The organism is Kitasatospora sp. NPDC088346 (assembly GCF_044740765.1).
GTDB lineage: Bacteria > Actinomycetota > Actinomycetes > Streptomycetales > Streptomycetaceae > Kitasatospora.
The window spans coordinates 160,133-176,183 of the sequence record NZ_JBIURH010000004.1 but is presented as its reverse complement, the minus strand read 5'-3'; the positions used below and the strand labels follow the sequence as shown (position 1 = coordinate 176,183).

Annotated in this window: 16 protein-coding genes; 13 read left to right on the top strand and 3 right to left on the bottom strand. The window is 71.1% G+C overall.

Annotation, left to right across the window (positions count from 1 at the left end; translation table 11 throughout):
• The first annotated feature begins 10 nt into the window (after nucleotides 1–10).
• Nucleotides 11–442 carry a GNAT family N-acetyltransferase gene (locus ACIOFR_RS08575; RefSeq protein ID WP_400993634.1) on the top strand — a complete coding sequence of 144 codons (432 nt, stop codon included), beginning with the start codon at nucleotides 11–13 and terminating at the stop codon, nucleotides 440–442.
• Nucleotides 443–507: 65 nt separating this feature from the next.
• Here ACIOFR_RS08575 and ACIOFR_RS08570 read toward each other — a convergent pair whose 3' ends face one another.
• From ACIOFR_RS08570 to ACIOFR_RS08560, 3 genes are all read right to left on the bottom strand, one after another.
• Nucleotides 508–987, bottom strand: coding sequence for a GNAT family N-acetyltransferase (locus tag ACIOFR_RS08570; protein ID WP_400993999.1), 480 nt, complete (start codon nucleotides 985–987; stop codon nucleotides 508–510).
• Between the two features lie 363 nt (nucleotides 988–1,350).
• Complete coding sequence (locus ACIOFR_RS08565; protein ID WP_400993632.1) at nucleotides 1,351–2,010, bottom strand: peptidylprolyl isomerase; 660 nt, start codon at nucleotides 2,008–2,010, stop codon at nucleotides 1,351–1,353.
• Between the two features lie 213 nt (nucleotides 2,011–2,223).
• A complete protein-coding gene (locus ACIOFR_RS08560; RefSeq protein ID WP_400993630.1) occupies nucleotides 2,224–2,952 on the bottom strand; it encodes a DUF2278 family protein in 729 nt (242 codons plus the stop codon).
• A gap of 540 nt (nucleotides 2,953–3,492) precedes the next feature.
• Here ACIOFR_RS08560 and ACIOFR_RS08555 point away from each other — a divergent pair.
• From ACIOFR_RS08555 to nuoL, 12 genes are all read left to right on the top strand, one after another.
• Entirely contained in the window at nucleotides 3,493–3,852 is a 360-nt protein-coding gene (locus tag ACIOFR_RS08555; protein ID WP_371498686.1) for an NADH-quinone oxidoreductase subunit A, read from the top strand.
• 80 nt (nucleotides 3,853–3,932) lie between these two features.
• The gene (locus tag ACIOFR_RS08550; RefSeq protein WP_400993628.1) at nucleotides 3,933–4,487 is read left to right on the top strand and encodes a NuoB/complex I 20 kDa subunit family protein; all 555 of its coding nucleotides are present in this window, start codon (nucleotides 3,933–3,935) and stop codon (nucleotides 4,485–4,487) included.
• A complete protein-coding gene (locus tag ACIOFR_RS08545; RefSeq protein WP_400993626.1) occupies nucleotides 4,484–5,200 on the top strand; it encodes an NADH-quinone oxidoreductase subunit C in 717 nt (238 codons plus the stop codon). The genes ACIOFR_RS08550 and ACIOFR_RS08545 overlap by 4 nt, the downstream gene beginning before the upstream one ends.
• On the top strand, nucleotides 5,200–6,525 hold the full coding sequence (locus ACIOFR_RS08540; RefSeq protein ID WP_400993624.1) for an NADH-quinone oxidoreductase subunit D: 1,326 nt from the start codon (nucleotides 5,200–5,202) through the stop codon (nucleotides 6,523–6,525). The genes ACIOFR_RS08545 and ACIOFR_RS08540 overlap by 1 nt, the downstream gene beginning before the upstream one ends.
• Nucleotides 6,522–7,262 (top strand): NADH-quinone oxidoreductase subunit NuoE, encoded by a 741-nt coding sequence (gene nuoE, locus ACIOFR_RS08535; protein ID WP_400993621.1) that lies wholly within the window; start codon nucleotides 6,522–6,524, stop codon nucleotides 7,260–7,262. Before ACIOFR_RS08540 ends, nuoE begins: the two co-directional genes overlap by 4 nt.
• The gene (nuoF, locus tag ACIOFR_RS08530) at nucleotides 7,262–8,620 is read left to right on the top strand and encodes an NADH-quinone oxidoreductase subunit NuoF (RefSeq protein WP_400993618.1); all 1,359 of its coding nucleotides are present in this window, start codon (nucleotides 7,262–7,264) and stop codon (nucleotides 8,618–8,620) included. Before nuoE ends, nuoF begins: the two co-directional genes overlap by 1 nt.
• Entirely contained in the window at nucleotides 8,617–11,052 is a 2,436-nt protein-coding gene (locus ACIOFR_RS08525) for an NADH-quinone oxidoreductase subunit G (RefSeq protein ID WP_400993615.1), read from the top strand. The genes nuoF and ACIOFR_RS08525 overlap by 4 nt, the downstream gene beginning before the upstream one ends.
• The gene (nuoH, locus tag ACIOFR_RS08520) at nucleotides 11,049–12,374 is read left to right on the top strand and encodes an NADH-quinone oxidoreductase subunit NuoH (RefSeq protein ID WP_400993613.1); all 1,326 of its coding nucleotides are present in this window, start codon (nucleotides 11,049–11,051) and stop codon (nucleotides 12,372–12,374) included. Before ACIOFR_RS08525 ends, nuoH begins: the two co-directional genes overlap by 4 nt.
• 6 nt (nucleotides 12,375–12,380) lie before the next feature.
• Nucleotides 12,381–12,965: an NADH-quinone oxidoreductase subunit NuoI gene (nuoI, locus tag ACIOFR_RS08515; RefSeq protein WP_400993610.1), complete on the top strand. Its 585-nt coding sequence runs from the start codon at nucleotides 12,381–12,383 to the stop codon at nucleotides 12,963–12,965.
• Nucleotides 12,962–13,816, top strand: a complete 855-nt coding sequence (locus tag ACIOFR_RS08510) for an NADH-quinone oxidoreductase subunit J (protein WP_400993608.1) — start codon at nucleotides 12,962–12,964, stop codon at nucleotides 13,814–13,816. Before nuoI ends, ACIOFR_RS08510 begins: the two co-directional genes overlap by 4 nt.
• Complete coding sequence (gene nuoK, locus ACIOFR_RS08505; protein WP_400993606.1) at nucleotides 13,813–14,112, top strand: NADH-quinone oxidoreductase subunit NuoK; 300 nt, start codon at nucleotides 13,813–13,815, stop codon at nucleotides 14,110–14,112. The genes ACIOFR_RS08510 and nuoK overlap by 4 nt, the downstream gene beginning before the upstream one ends.
• Before the next feature lie 14 nt (nucleotides 14,113–14,126).
• Complete coding sequence (gene nuoL, locus ACIOFR_RS08500) at nucleotides 14,127–16,022, top strand: NADH-quinone oxidoreductase subunit L (RefSeq protein ID WP_400993604.1); 1,896 nt, start codon at nucleotides 14,127–14,129, stop codon at nucleotides 16,020–16,022.
• Nucleotides 16,023–16,051: the final 29 nt, after the last annotated feature.

Genomic DNA, 16,051 nt, shown 5'->3' with positions numbered 1-16,051 from the left:
GATCCCGGGCATGAACAGCGACCTGCCGGACGGCTACGAGATCTCCACCGACCCGGCGCGGCTCGACGCCGTACTGATCCACACCTGGCTGTCCGAGGACGCCTACTGGGCGCTCGGCCGCCCCCGGGAGAAGCAGGACCGGGCGATCGCCAACTCTTTGAACTTCGGGGTCTACGACCGGGCGTTCGCACGGCAGGTGGGCTACGCCCGGGTGGTCACCGACCGGGCCACCTTCGGGTGGCTGTGCGACGTCTACATCGCCCGCGAGGCGCGCGGCAGGGGCCTGGGCACGGCCCTGGCGGCCGCGGTCCGGGACCAGGTGGCCGAGTTCGGCCTGCGCCGGGTCCTGCTGGCCACCGCCGACGCCCACGAGGTCTACGCCCGGGTCGGGTTCGAGCCGCTGACCGTGCCGGAGAAGTGGATGACGCTCGGCGCCCAGTAGCCGGCCCAGTGGCCGGCCCGGCAGCCGGCCCGGTCGTGCGCGGCGGCGGCGGGCCCCGGCCGGGGTCAGGACTGCCAGCGGCGTTCGCCGTCGTACCACTGGTCGGTGGGGGTCAGGCCGACGGCGGCGGCGACGCCCGCCGACGCCCGGTGGTCGGGGTGGATGTGCGCGACCAGGGTGTCCACCGGCCCGGCCGTCAGGTGGACGGCGGCGGCGCGGGCGGCCTCGGTGGCGATGCTGCGGCCCTGCCACGGGGTGCCGACGACCCAGGCGAGTTCGGCGGTGCGCCCGGTGACGGTGGCCTGGACGTAGCCGGCCAGCCGGCCGTCCTCGCGCAGCCGGATGACCCAGTTGTGCCAGCCGGTGCCGGGCTCGGGGGAGCCGGCGGCCAGCCTGCGGTAGCGGGCGCGCAGTTCGCCGGGGGTGGCGGGAGCGCCGCCGGTGTAGGTGTGCAGGGCCGGGTCGGCGAGGACGGCGGCCATCTCCTCGGCGTGGTCCTCCTGCAGCGGCACCAGGTCGAGCCGCTCGGCCGGGACGGCGTCCAGGGCCCGCCGCCGGACGTACGCCGTCCGCCGCTCGAAGACCTCGCGGGCGTCCGGGGTGAGGGTGCGCAGGGCGACCAGGGCGGCGAAGACCACGTCGCAGAGCTCGTGCTGGACGTCCTCCCAGCTGTGCGTGACGCCCTTGCGCGGGTTCTGGCCGGTGGCGCCGACGACGGCCCGGCCGACCTCGCCGACCTCCTCCGACAGCTTGATGATCCGCAGCAGCCGTTCGTCGCCGGGGGACAGGTCGCTCTCCCGGTCCAGCCAGGCGACGAGTTCCTCGACGTTCTCCCAGGTGGTGCGGTCCATCCGGCGGCTCCCGTACGGCAGGGGGTGGGCCCCCACCGTACGGGAACCGGCGGGCCGTCAGCCCTTGGCGATCCTGACGTTGCGGATGTCCGTCCGGACGGCCGGGTAGCCGTCGCCGGGGCCGTTCTGGTCGTCCTCGCCCGCCGCCGCGATCTTCTGCAGCACGTCCAGGCCCCCGGTGACCTGCCCGAACGGGGTGTAGGCGGGGGAGAGCTTGGTGTCCTTCCAGACGAAGAAGAACTGGCTGCCGTTGGTGTTCGGCCCGGCGTTGGCCATCGCCACGGTGCCGGCGGGGTAGGTCGCGCCGGTCAGGTTCTCGTCCGGGAAGGAGTAGCCGGGGCCGCCGCTGCCGGTGCCGGTCGGGTCACCGCACTGGAGCACGAAGATCCGTTGGGTGGTGAGGCGGTGGCAGTGGCTCTTGTCGAAGTAGTCGTGCTCGGCGAGGAAGCGGAACGAGAAGGTGGTGCACGGGGCCTTGTCGGTCAGCGCCTTGAAGGTGATGTCGCCCTGCCTGGTCCGCAGCGTGGCCTTGTACGGCTTGGCGGCCTTGGCCGCGTCGAAGACCGGGATGCCCTTGAAGTTGTCGGCGGGGACGGCCGGTGTGTAGCCGCAGTCCACCTGGAGCGCCGGGGCGGCCGAGGCGGTTCCCGCGGTGGTGGCCAGGGCGAGCGGGACGGTGGTGGCGGCCAGGAGCAGGGCCCAGTGCTTGCGCTTCACGTGCGGTACCTCCGGTGCGGAACGGGCTGGTGGCATGGACGTGTCACTCGCGGACGTGACATCCATGCCCGCTCCTCCCGCCGCTACTCCTGCGCCACTTCCGTCCGTCCCCGCGCGGGTCCGGCCCGGGCGGGGAAGGCCCGAGCACAGAGGGCCCGGGCGGTGAAGGACCTGGCGGTGAAGGACCTGGCGGCGGGTCCCCGCCGCGGTGGTTCAGAGCGGATGCCCCTGGGCGTCGGTCGGCAGCCGCTGGGTGTTGAACTTGATCTGCCAGACCGTCACCCGGCCGTTCGGCTGCTCGCAGAGCACCGCGCCGTCCTGCCAGATCCCGTCCGTGTCCCACCACTGACTGCCGTACGGGTCGCCCTGGTTGAGGTGCACGTCGTGCACGCCCAGGCCGTCGGCGAAACGCTGCCCGAAGACGTAGATCCGGCTCGCCGAGCGCAGCCGCGGCTCCAGCACGTCGAGCGCGTTGTCGCCGTCGCTGGCCACCCACGGGTGCACCTTCGCCCGCAGGCACGCGAGCAGCGCGGCCAGCCGGTCCGCCAGGTTGGGGCCGTACACCGGTGCGCCGACCGCCGGGTGCAGGAGCGCCTCGACCAGCCGCTGGACCAGCCTGCGCAACGGCGGCAGCCAGCCCGGGTCCCGGAGCACCGGGCTGCGCTGGTAGTCGAGCGCGCCCGTCTCGGGGGCCGGGGCCAGCGGGTGGAAGCCGTCCGGCAGGGCGCGGACGGTCGCGATGTCGGCCCCGGCCAGGCCGGTGACCAGCCGGTAGCCGACCCCGACGCCGCTCGGCGAGTCGACGTCCAGGGCCGCTTCGTAGGTCCCGGCGGGAGTGATCAGCGACAGATGGCCGTGGTACCAGGCGCCGTACTCGTGCTGCGGGTCCCGGGTGAAGTCGTGGAACGTGCCGATGGCGACGCCGTAGAGCGGCAGGGGCATGGCAGGCCCTCCGATCGGTGCGCGGGGCGGACCGTACCTCCAGTCTGGGCGCGCGGCGGGGCGGTGGCATCCGGTGGCCCGCGGTGACGGAGAGTGGCGGGCGACGCTCCTCGTGCCCTTGTGAACAAAGGGTCAAGCGCGTGCACCGGGCCGGCCACCCGAGCGGGTGAGGACCTATAACACGTCAACCTGGGGCGGCTGAAATTTGCTTCGGGCGTCGTGGAGTTGATATAGGCGAAGGCCTCTGACCTGTCGCTTCACCGCTGAATGCGACTGATTGTGCCCATTTGCCTCCGCTGTGTTGATTGATTGCGACTTGATCGTCTACGTGATCGTTTGTCAGGTGTCGTAGATCACAAAGATCGTCTGGAACTGCGTGTCGCAGATCACAAGCCGACAGGCATAGGATGCGCTCGATCCAGGCTTTGTGAACTGACTCACATGGGATGGATCTCGGTAAGTGGATCACGGGTTCACCTGCGGTGATCGCGCGATTCCGATCTGCAGTCAAGGACGACTGGACGGAGGGAGCGGGGGCTTATGAATGCCTACGCGCCGATCCTCGTACTCGGTGCCATCGCGGCGGCGTTCGCGGTCGGCTCCGTCACGATGGCCTCACTGACCGGCCCGAAGCGCTACAACCGGGCCAAGTTGGAGGCGTACGAGTGCGGCATCGAGCCGACCCCGCAGCCGATGGGCGGCGGGCGGTTCCCGATCAAGTACTACCTGACGGCGATGCTCTTCATCGTCTTCGACATCGAGATCGTCTTCCTCTACCCGTGGGCGGTCAGCTTCGACGCCCTGGGGATCTTCGGGCTGGTCGAGATGCTCCTCTTCATCGCCACCGTCTTCGTCGCCTACGCCTACGTGTGGCGTCGCGGCGGTCTGGAGTGGGACTGACGGCGCCCGCCTTGTGAACCGGAGCGCAAGGTGAACGGGCGTCATCGCCATCGGACTTGGATCGCATTGAGAGGGAACTGATGGGAATCGAGGAGAAGCTGCCGAGCGGCTTTCTGCTCACCAGCGTGGAGACCGCCGCCGGGTGGGTGCGGAAGGCGTCGCTCTTCCCCGCCACCTTCGGGCTCGCCTGCTGCGCGATCGAGATGATGACCACCGGAGCGGGCCGCTACGACCTGGCCCGGTTCGGCATGGAGGTCTTCCGCGGTTCCCCGCGCCAGGCCGATCTGATGATCGTGGCGGGTCGGGTGAGCCAGAAGATGGCCCCGGTGCTGCGCCAGGTGTACGACCAGATGCCGAACCCCAAGTGGGTCATCTCGATGGGTGTCTGCGCATCCTCCGGCGGCATGTTCAACAACTACGCGATCGTCCAGGGCGTCGACCACATCGTCCCCGTGGACATCTACCTGCCGGGCTGTCCGCCCCGCCCGGAGATGCTGCTGGACGCGATCATCAAGCTGCACGACAAGATCCAGCACGAGAAGCTCGGGGTCAACAAGCGCCGGGCCGAGGAGGAGGCGGAGCAGTTCGCCCTCCAGGCCACCCCGATCAGCGAGATGCGGGGGCTGCTGCGATGAGCGACAGCGACATCCCCGCCGTCCGCAGGGAAGCCCACCAGACCGAGCTCCCGGTCGAGGTGGTCGGGCGCCGCGAGGGCATGTTCGGCGCCCTCGGCACCGGCGACACCTCCGGCTTCGGCGGCCTGACCGCGCCGATCGCGCTGCCCCCCGCGAGCGTCCGCCCGTACGGCCACGGCTTCGACGAGGTGGCCGACGAGCTGGAGGGCGCGCTGGAGGAGCAGGGGCTGGACCCGGCCGACGTGATCGAGAAGACCGTGGTGGACCGCGGCGAACTCACCTTCCACATCAGCCGCGAGCACCTGCTGAGGACCGTCCGCACGCTGCGCGACGACCCGGCGCTGCGCTTCGAGCTCTGCCTCGGCGTGAGCGGCGTGCACTACCCGGGCGACCGCGGCCGCGAACTGCACGCGGTCTACCACCTGCGCTCGATCACCCACGGCCGGCTGCTGCGGCTGGAGGTCACCGCGCCGGACGCCGACCCGAGGATCCCGTCCGTGGTCAGCGTCTACCCGACCAACGACTGGCACGAGCGCGAGACCTACGACTTCTTCGGCCTGGTCTTCGAGGGCCACCCCGCGCTGACCCGGATCATGATGCCGGACGACTGGCTGGGCCACCCGCAGCGCAAGGACTACCCGCTCGGCGGCATCCCCGTCGAGTACAAGGGCGCCCAGATCCCGGCGCCCGACCAGCGGAGGTCGTACAGCTGATGACCACTCACTACGAAGCAGGTGCGCGCGAGACCACCGAGGGACGGGTCTTCACCGTCACCGGTGGCGACTGGGGCGAGGTGGTCGAGGCCGTCGCCCGGGCGGACGACGAGCGGATCATCGTCAACATGGGCCCCCAGCACCCGTCCACCCACGGCGTGCTGCGGCTGATCCTGGAGATCGACGGCGAGACGGTGACCGAGGCCCGCTGCGGCATCGGCTACCTGCACACCGGCATCGAGAAGAACATGGAGTTCCGCAACTGGGTCCAGGGCACCACCTTCGTGACCCGGATGGACTACCTCACCCCGCTGTTCAACGAGACCGCGTACTGCCTGGCCGTCGAGAAGCTGCTCGGCGTCACCGACCAGATCCCGGACCGGGCGACCGTGATCCGGGTCCTGATGATGGAGCTCAACCGGATCTCCTCGCACCTGGTGGCGCTGGCCACCGGCGGCATGGAGATCGGCTCCACGACGCTGATGATCTACGGCTTCCGGGACCGCGAGGTCATCCTCGACATCTTCGAACTGGTCACCGGCCTGCGGATGAACCACGCCTACGTCCGCCCCGGCGGCCTGGCCCAGGACCTCCCGCCCGGCGCCGTGGACCAGGTCCGCGAGGGCATCAAGCTGCTCCGCTCGCGCATGCACGAGTACGACAAGCTGGCCACCGACAACCCGGTCTTCAAGGCCCGGCTGGTCGACGTCGGCCACCTGGACCTGGCCGGCTGCCTGGCGCTCGGTGCCACCGGCCCGATCCTGCGGGCCACCGGCCTGCCGCACGACCTGCGCAAGTCCGACCCGTACTGCGGCTACGAGGACTACGACTTCGACGTGGCCGTGGCCGACACCGCCGACTCCTACGGACGGTTCCTGATCCGCCTGGAGGAGATGCGGCAGTCGCTGCGGATCGCCGAGCAGTGCCTGGACCGGCTCAAGCCCGGCCCGGTGATGGTGGCCGACAAGAAGATCGCCTGGCCGGCCCAGCTGGCCGTCGGCCCGGACGGCTTGGGCAACTCGCTCGACCACATCCGCACGATCATGGGTACCTCCATGGAGGCCCTGATCCACCACTTCAAGCTGGTCACCGAGGGCTTCCGGGTCCCGGTGGGCCAGGCGTACACGGCGGTCGAGTCGCCCAAGGGGGAGCTCGGGGTGCACGTGGTCAGCGACGGCGGGACCCGGCCGTACCGGGTGCACTTCCGCGACCCGTCGTTCACCAACCTGCAGACGATGGCGGCGATGTGCGAGGGCGGCCAGGTCGCCGACGTGATCGTCGCGGTGGCCGGGATCGACCCGGTGATGGGAGGCGTGGACCGGTGACCAACGTAGAACTCGGTCTGCCGGCACTGCCGGCCAAGCCGTACCCGGCCGAGGTGCAGGAGCGCCTCGCCGCGGACGCCCGCGAGCTGATCGGCCGCTACCCGGTGGCCCGCTCCGCGCTGCTGCCGCTGCTGTACCTGGTGCAGGCCGAGGAGGGCTTCGTCAGTCCGACCGGAATCCGCTTCTGCGCCGAGCAGTTGGAGCTCACCACCGCCGAGGTGACGGCGGTCGCGACCTTCTACACGATGTACCGCCGCAAGCCCGCCGGCACCTACCACGTCGGCGTCTGCACCAACACGCTCTGCGCGGTGCTCGGCGGCGACCAGATCCTCGCCGAACTCCAGGACCACCTGGGCCTGAAGAACAACGAGACCACCGAGGACGGCCGGATCTCGATCGAGCACATCGAGTGCAACGCGGCCTGCGACTACGCCCCCGTGGTGATGGTCAACTGGGAGTTCTACGACAACCAGACCCCGGAGAGCGCCCGGAAGCTGGTCGACGACCTGCGGGCCGGCCGGGACCCGGAGCCCACCCGCGGCGCCCGGCTCTGCTCCTTCAAGGAGACCTCCCGGATCCTGGCCGGCTTCCCCGACGAGCGCCCCGGCGCCGTGGACGCCTCCGGCGCCGGCGGCGCCCCCTCGCTGGCCGGCCTGCGGCTGGCCAGGGGCGAGGCCCTGCCCGGCACCCCGGGCACCAAGGTGGTTGCACCCCGGCACGAAGGGACGGAAGCGTGATGACCTCCGCAGAGCCGGCCGAGAAGCTCCTCTCACCGGTCCTCTCCGCCTCCTGGGACGACACCCGCCCCTGGACCCTGGACACCTACCGCCGCCACGAGGGCTACCAGGGGCTGCGGGCCGCCCTGGAGATGTCCCCGGACGAGGTGATCGCCCTGGTCAAGGAGTCCGGCCTGCGCGGCCGCGGCGGCGCCGGCTTCCCGACCGGCATGAAGTGGCAGTTCATCCCGCAGAACGACGGCAAGCCGCACTACCTGGTGGTCAACGCCGACGAGTCCGAGCCGGGCACCTGCAAGGACATCCCGCTGCTCTTCGCCAACCCGCACAGCCTGATCGAAGGCATGATCATCGCGTCGTACGCGATCCGCTGCGACCACGCCTTCATCTACCTGCGCGGCGAGGTCGTCCCGGTGCTGCGCCGGCTGCACGCCGCCGTCGCCGAGGCGTACGAGGCCGGGTACCTCGGCAAGGACGTCCTCGGCTCCGGCATCGACCTCGACATCACCGTGCACGCGGGCGCCGGGGCGTACATCTGCGGCGAGGAGACGGCGCTGCTCGACTCCCTGGAGGGCCGCCGCGGCCAACCCCGGCTGCGGCCGCCGTTCCCGGCCATCGCCGGCCTGTACGCCTGCCCGACGGTGGTCAACAACGTCGAGTCGATCGCCTCGGTGCCGCCGATCCTGGCCCGCGGCAAGGACTGGTTCAAGTCGCTGGGCACCGAGAAGTCCCCCGGCTTCACCCTCTACTCGCTGTCCGGGCACGTCACCAACCCCGGCCAGTACGAGGCGCCGCTGGGCGTCACCCTGCGGCAGCTGCTGGACATCAGCGGCGGGGTCAGGGCCGGCCACCGGCTCAAGTTCTGGACCCCGGGCGGCTCCTCCACCCCGATGTTCACCGACGAGCACCTCGACGTCCCGCTGGACTACGAGGGCGTCGGCGCGGCCGGCTCGATGCTCGGCACCAAGGCGCTGCAGATCTTCGACGAGACCACCTGCGTGGTCCGGGCAGTCACCCGGTGGACCGAGTTCTACGCCCACGAGTCCTGCGGCAAGTGCACCCCCTGCCGCGAGGGCACCTACTGGCTGGTCCAGCTGCTCAAGCGGATCGAGGCCGGCGAGGGCGTCGACGGGGACCTGGAGAAGCTGCTGGACATCGCCGACAACATCAACGGCAAGTCCTTCTGCGCGCTGGGCGACGGCGCCGCCAGCCCGATCGTCTCCTCGCTGCAGCACTTCCGTGCCGAGTACGAGCAGCACCTCGCCGAGCGCCGCTGCCCCTTCGACCCGGCCGCCGCCACGGTGTGGGCCGACCGGTCGCCCGCCCCCGAGTCCGCCACCGAGAGGGAGGTGCACGCGTGACCGTCACCGAGACGAGCACCGACCTCGTCACGCTCACCATCGACGGCGTGGAGGTCCAGGTCCCCAAGGGCACCCTGGTGATCCGCGCCGCCGAGCAGATCGGCACCCAGATCCCGCGCTTCTGCGACCACCCGCTGCTCGCCCCGGCCGGGGCCTGCCGGCAGTGCATCGTGGAGGTCGAGGGCCAGCGCAAGCCGGTCGCCTCCTGCACCATCCCGGTCGCCGAGGGCATGGTGGTCCGCACCCAGGTCAGCTCGCCGGTCGCCGAGAAGGCCCAGCGCGGCGTGATGGAGCTGCTGCTGATCAACCACCCGCTGGACTGCCCGGTCTGCGACAAGGGCGGCGAGTGCCCGCTGCAGAACCAGGCGATGTCCACCGGCGCCGCGGACTCCCGCTTCGAGGGCATGAAGCGCACCTACGAGAAGCCGGTGCCGATCTCCACCCAGGTCCTGCTGGACCGCGAGCGCTGCGTGCTCTGCGCCCGCTGTACCCGGTTCTCCCAGGAGATCGCCGGGGACCCGTTCATCGACCTGGTCGAGCGCGGCGCGCTGCAGCAGGTCGGCACCGGCGAGGGCGACGACTTCCGGTCGTACTTCTCCGGCAACACCATCCAGATCTGCCCGGTCGGCGCGCTCACCTCGGCCGCGTACCGGTTCCGCTCGCGCCCGTTCGACCTGGTCTCCTCGCCCAGCGTGTGCGAGCACTGCTCGGCCGGCTGCGGGCAGCGCACCGACCACCGCCGCGGCAAGGTGCTGCGCCGGCTGGCGGGCAACGAGCCCGAGATCAACGAGGAGTGGAACTGCGACAAGGGCCGGTTCGCCTTCCGGTACGCGCAGCAGCGCGACCGGCTCAGCACCCCGCTGGTCCGCGACGCGAGCGGTGAACTCGCCCCCGCCTCCTGGCCGCAGGCCCTGGCCGCCGCCGCCGAGGGGCTGCGCGGAGCCCGCACGGGCGTGCTCACCGGCGGCCGGGTGACGGTCGAGGACGCGTACGGCTACGCGAAGTTCGCCCGGGTCGCGCTCGGCACCAACGACGTCGACTTCCGCTCCCGCCCGCACAGCGGGGAGGAGGCGGACTTCCTGGCCGCCGCGGTCGCCGGCCACGGGGTGGACCTGGACGGCACGGGCGTCTCGTACGCCGCGCTGGAGGCCGCCCCGGCGGTGCTGCTCGCCGGCCTGGAGCCCGAGGAGGAGGCGCCGATCGTCTTCCTGCGGCTGCGCAAGGCCAACCGGGCCGCCGGGCTGAAGGTCTACGCGATCGCCTCGCACGCCACCCGGGGTCTGGGCAAGCTGCGCGGTGCGCTGCTGCCGGCGGCGCCCGGCACCGAGGCCGAGTGGCTGACGGCGCTGGCCGGTGACGAGGTGCTCGCCGACGACGCGGGCCGCGCGGCCGACCAGTTGCGCGCCGCGGGCTCGGTGATCCTGGTGGGCGAGCGGCTGGCGGCCGTCCCCGGCGGGCTGAGCGCCGCGCTGCGGCTGGCGGCCGTGACCGGTGCCCGGCTGGCCTGGGTGCCGCGCCGGGCGGGGGAGCGCGGCGCGGTCGAGGCCGGCGCCCTGCCGGGGCTGCTGCCCGGCGGGCGGGCGGTCTCCGTGCCGGCGGCGCGGGCCGAGGCCGCCGAGGTGTGGGGCGTCGCCGACCTGCCGGCCCGGCTGGGTCGGGACACCGACCAGATCCTGGCGGCGACCGTGCAGGGCGACCTGACCGCGCTGGTGCTCGGCGGGGTGGGCCTGGACGACCTGGCCGACCCGGCGCTGGCCGAGGAGGCACTGACCCGGGCGTCCTTCGTGCTCTCGCTGGAGCTGCGGCCGTCGGCCGTCACCGACCACGCCGACGTGGTGCTCCCGGTCGCCGCGGTGGCCGAGAAGGCCGGCACCTTCCTGGACTGGGAGGGCCGGGTGCGGATGTTCGAGTCGGCACTCAAGGCCGACCAGCTGATGCAGCGCCAGGTGCACTCGGACGTGCGGGTGCTGAACATGCTCGCCGACGCGCTCGGCCGGCCGCTCGGCCTGCCGGACGTCCGGGCGGCCCGGCTGGAGCTGGACCGGTTCGCCCCCTGGCAGGGCGACCGGCCGACCGCTCCGGCGGTCCACCCCGCCCCGCTGCCCCGGCCGGCCGCGGGCCAGGCCGTCCTGGCGGGTCACCGGCTGCTGCTGGACAACGGTTCGCTCCAGGAGGGCGACCCGCACCTGGCCGGCACCCGGCACCCGGCCCTCGCCCGGCTGTCGCCGGTGACCGCCAAGGAGATCGGCGCCGAGCGGGCCGTGCGGATCACCGGCCCGGCCGGTTCGCTGGTCCTCCCGCTGGAGCTCGCCGACGAGCTGCCGGACCGGACGGTCTGGCTCCCCCTCAACTCCACCCCCGGCGGCGCGCACCGCGCCCTCGGCACCACCGTCGGCCACCTGGTCACCATCGCCCCGGCCGAGGAGGAATGATGCTTGCCGCCTACGAGACCCTGGGCTTCTTCGGCCGCGACCCCTGGTGGCTGGTGCTGCTGAAGGCCGTCTTCGTCTTCGCCTTCCTGGTCCTGACGGTGCTGATCGCGATCGTCTGGGAGCGCAAGGTCGTCGCCTGGATGCAACTGCGGATCGGCCCGAACCGGCACGGCCCGTGGGGTCTGCTCCAGTCGCTGGCCGACGGCGTCAAGCTGGCGCTGAAGGAGGACCTGGTGGTGAAGGGCGCCGACAAGGCGGTCTACATCCTGGCTCCGATCGTCAGCGCCATCCCGGCCTTCATGGCCTTCGCGGTGATCCCCTTCGGCCCGGCCGGCGACGAGATCTCGATCTTCGGCACCCGGACCCCGATGCAGCTCACGGACCTGCCGATCGCCCTGCTGTACATCCTCGCCACCGCCTCGGTGGGCATCTACGGCATCGTGCTGGCCGGCTGGTCCTCCGGGTCCACCTACCCGCTGCTCGGCGGGGTGCGCTCGGCCGCGCAGATGATCTCGTACGAGATCGCGATGGGCCTGTCCTTCGCGGCGGTGTTCATCTACTCGGGGTCGATGTCCACCTCGGAGATCGTCGCCTCGCAGCAGCCGACCTGGTTCGCGGTGCTGCTGCCGGTGTCGTTCATCGTCTACATCATCGCGATGGTCGGCGAGACCAATCGGGCGCCGTTCGACCTCCCGGAGGCCGAGGGCGAACTGGTCGGTGGCTTCAACACCGAGTACAGCTCGCTGAAGTTCGCGATGTTCATGCTGGCCGAGTACGTCAACATGGTGACCGTCTCGGCGGTGGCGAGCACGCTGTTCCTGGGCGGCTGGCGGGCTCCGTGGCCGGTCTCGACCTTCTGGGAGGGCGCGAACCACGGCTGGTGGCCGCTGCTGTGGATCACCCTGAAGATCCAGCTGCTGCTGTTCTTCTTCATCTGGCTGCGCGGCACCCTGCCCCGGCTGCGCTACGACCAGTTCATGAAGCTGGGCTGGAAGGTCCTGATCCCGGTCTCGCTGGTCTGGCTGGTGATGGTGGCCAGTGTCCGGGCCCTGCGCAACGAGGGCTACGACTTCGGCAAGGTGGTGCTGTACGTCGGCGCACCCATCGCGGTGCTGCTGCTGCTGGCCCTGGTACGGGACGTGGTGTCGCGCAAGGCCGAGCCCGAAGTGCCCACGGTGCGGGCCGAGTTCGACCCGCTGGCGGGCGGGTACCCGGTGCCGCCGCTGCCCGGGCAGGAGCTTCCGCCGGTGCCGCGCAGGCGCAGCCGGGCCCCGCAACTCCAGGACGCCCTCAACGGGGCCGACCACTCCGAGGGGAGCTGAACCGATATGTCGGACAAGAGTGCTGACAAGCCGTCGATCCTCGGCCCGGCCGCCGGCTTCGGCGTGACCTTCAAGGCCATGTTCAAGAAGCGGCTGACCGAGCAGTACCCGGAGCAGAAGAAGCCCACCGCCCCGCGGTTCCACGGCCGCCACCAGCTGAACCGGCACCCGGACGGCCTGGAGAAGTGCGTCGGCTGCGAGCTGTGCGCGTGGGCCTGTCCGGCCGACGCGATCTACGTCGAGGGTGCGGACAACGCCGACGAGGAGCGCTACTCGCCGGGTGAGCGCTACGGCGCGGTGTACCAGATCAACTACGCCCGCTGCATCCTGTGCGGGCTGTGCGTCGAGGCCTGCCCGACCCGGGCGCTGACCATGACCAACGAGTACGAGCTGGCCGACTCCACCCGGGCCGACCTGATCTTCACCAAGGAACAGCTGCTGGTCGGGTTGACCGAGGGCATGGTCGACTCGCCGCACTCGATCTTCCCGGGCGCCGACGAGGGCGCGTACTACCGGGGCGAGATCACCGCGGCGGCGCCCGGCACCGTCCAGCAGGAACGCACCGACCACGAGAAGGAGGTGCAGTCATGACCTCCACCGGAGAGGCCGTCCAGTTCTGGGTCCTCGCCGTGATCGCCGTCGGTGGCGCACTGGGCATGCTGCTGATGAGGAAGGCGGTGCACAGCGCGCTCTGCCTGGCCGCCACGATGCTCGCGCTGGCGGTCTGCTACCTGGCGCAGGGCGCGGTCTTCCTGGGCGTGGTCCAGATCGTCGTCTACACCGGCGCGATCATGATGCTGTTCCTCTTCGTGGTCATGCTGGTCGGCGTCACCTCGGAGGACTCGCTCAAGGAGCAGCTCAAGGGCCAGCGGTTCGCCGCGGTGGTCTGCGGGCTCGGCTTCGGGGTGCTGCTGGTCGCGGGGATCGCCAACGCGAAGCTGGACCACTTCACCGGCCTGGGCGAGGCCAACGCCGAGGGCAACGTGCAGGGCCTGGCCCGACTGATCTTCACCAGGTACGTCTGGGCCTTCGAGGTCACCGGCGCGCTGCTGATCACCGCGGCGATCGGCGCCATGGTGCTGACCCACCGCGAGCGGGTGCACGCCGCCAGCACCCAGCGCGAGCTGGCCGCCCAGCGGGTGCGCGACAACATCCAGGTGCCGCCGATGCCGGCCCCCGGCGTGTACGCGCGGCACAACGCGGTGGACGTCCCGGGCCTGCTGCCGGACGGCACCGTCGCCGAGGACTCGGTGATGGCCACCCTGCGCGAGCGCGGCCAGATCCGCGACGTCAGCCGGCCGATGCTGGAGCGGATGGCCGAGCTGGAGGAGAGCACCGCCGACTGGCTGGGCCGCCCGTCCTCGGCCCGGCCGCAGGTCGCCGGCCCGCGCCGGCAGCTGGAGACCGTGCCCACCAAGGACGTGAAGGAGGAGGCGGAGTGAACCCCGTCAACTACCTCTACCTCGCGGCCGTGCTGTTCACCATCGGCGCGTCCGGTGTGCTGATCAGGCGGAACGCGATCGTGCTGTTCATGTGCGTGGAGCTGATGCTCAACGCCTCGAACCTGGCCCTGGTCACCTTCTCCCGGCTGCACGGCAACCTGGACGGCCAGATCATCGCGTTCTTCACCATGGTGGTCGCCGCGGCCGAGGTCGTGGTCGGACTGGCGATCATCGTGTCCATCTTCCGGACCAGGCACTCGGCTTCGGTCGATGACAGCAACCTGATGAAGCTGTAGGCGGAGGGCCTTCGGTGAACTCTCTCATTCCGCTGCTCGTGGCGGCCCCGCTGGCCGGTGCCGCCCTGCTGCTGCTCGGCGGCCGCCGGCTGGACCGGTTCGGCCACTGGCTGGCCACGCTGCTCGCCGCCGTCTCCTTCGGCCTCGGGCTCGCGCTCTTCTCGGACCTCCTCGGCCGCTCCGGCGAGGACCGGACGCTGACCGAGACCCTGTACAGCTGGATCCCGGTGAACGGCTTCCAGGCCGACGTCGCCTTCCAGCTCGACCAGTTGTCCATCGTCTTCGTGCTGCTGATCTCCGGCGTCGGCACCCTGATCCACCTGTACTCGGTGGGCTACATGGCCCACGACGAGCGCCGCCGCCGTTTCTTCGGCTACCTCAACCTGTTCCTGGCCGCCATGCTGTTGCTGGTGCTGGCCAACAACTACCTGCTGCTGTACGTCGGTTGGGAGGGGGTGGGGCTCGCCTCGTACCTGCTGATCGGCTTCTGGCAGCACAAGCCCAGCGCGGCCACGGCGGCCAAGAAGGCCTTCCTGGTCAACCGGGTCGGCGACCTGGGGCTGTCGATCGCGATCATGCTGATGTTCACCCAGTTCGGCAGCTTCGCCTTCGGCCCGGTCTTCGGCGCCGCGGGCGACGCGAGCGAGGGGAAGCTGACCGCGATCGGCCTGATGCTGCTGCTGGCGGCCTGCGGCAAGTCGGCCCAGGTGCCGCTGCAGTCCTGGCTCGGCGACGCGATGGAGGGCCCGACCCCGGTCTCGGCCCTGATCCACGCGGCCACCATGGTCACCGCCGGCGTCTACCTGATCACCCGCTCCTCGGCCATCTTCAACCTGGCGCCCGACGCCCAGCTGGTCGTGGTGGTGGTCGGCACGGTCACCCTGCTCTACGGTGCGATCGTCGGTTGCGCCAAGGACGACATCAAGAAGGCGCTGGCCGGCTCGACCATGTCGCAGATCGGCTACATGATCCTCGCGGCCGGCCTCGGCCCGATCGGGTACGCCTTCGCGATCATGCACCTGGTGACCCACGGCTTCTTCAAGGCCGGGCTGTTCCTCGGGGCGGGCTCGGTGATGCACGGCATGGACGACGAGGTGAACATGCGTCACTTCGGCGGTCTGCGGAAGTTCATGCCGATCACCTTCGTCACCTTCGGCCTCGGCTACCTGGCGATCATCGGCTTCCCCGGCCTGTCCGGCTTCTTCTCCAAGGACAAGATCATCGAGGCGGCCTTCGCCAAGGGCGGCACCGAGGGCTGGATCCTCGGCACCTGCGCGCTGGTCGGCGCCGCGGTCACCGCGTTCTACATGACCCGGGTGATGCTGCTGACCTTCTTCGGCGAGAAGCGCTGGAAGACCGACGACGAGGGCCACCAGCCGCACCCGCACGAGTCGCCGTCCACCATGACGGTGCCGATGATCATCCTGGCCTTCGGCTCGGTCTTCGCGGGCGGGCTGTTCACCCTCGGCAACTCCTTCGTCAACTGGCTGGAGCCGGTCACCGGCCACGCCGAGGGCGACTCCCCGCTGACCCCGCTGACCGTCACCCTGGTCACCACCGCGCTGATGGTGGTCGGCGTCGGCGTCGCGTACGCCATGTACGGCCGCGCGCCCGTCCCGGTCACCCCGCCGGTCGGCTCCCTGCTCACCCGGGCCGCCCGCCGCGACCTGATGCAGGACGAGATCAACCACGCGGTGCTGGTCCGCCCGGGCACCGGCCTGGTCGCCTCGCTGGTCTTCTTCGACAGCAAGGCCGTCGACGGCTTCGTCAACGGCCTGGCCGCCACCGTCGGCGGGCTCTCCGGCCGCCTGCGCCGGATGCAGACGGGCTTCGTCCGCTCGTACGCGCTCTCCATGTTCGGCGGCACGCTGGTGCTGGTCGCCACCACTCTCCTGATGAGGTCAGTGTGATGACTCCTGTCCGATACCCGGGAGGCCGG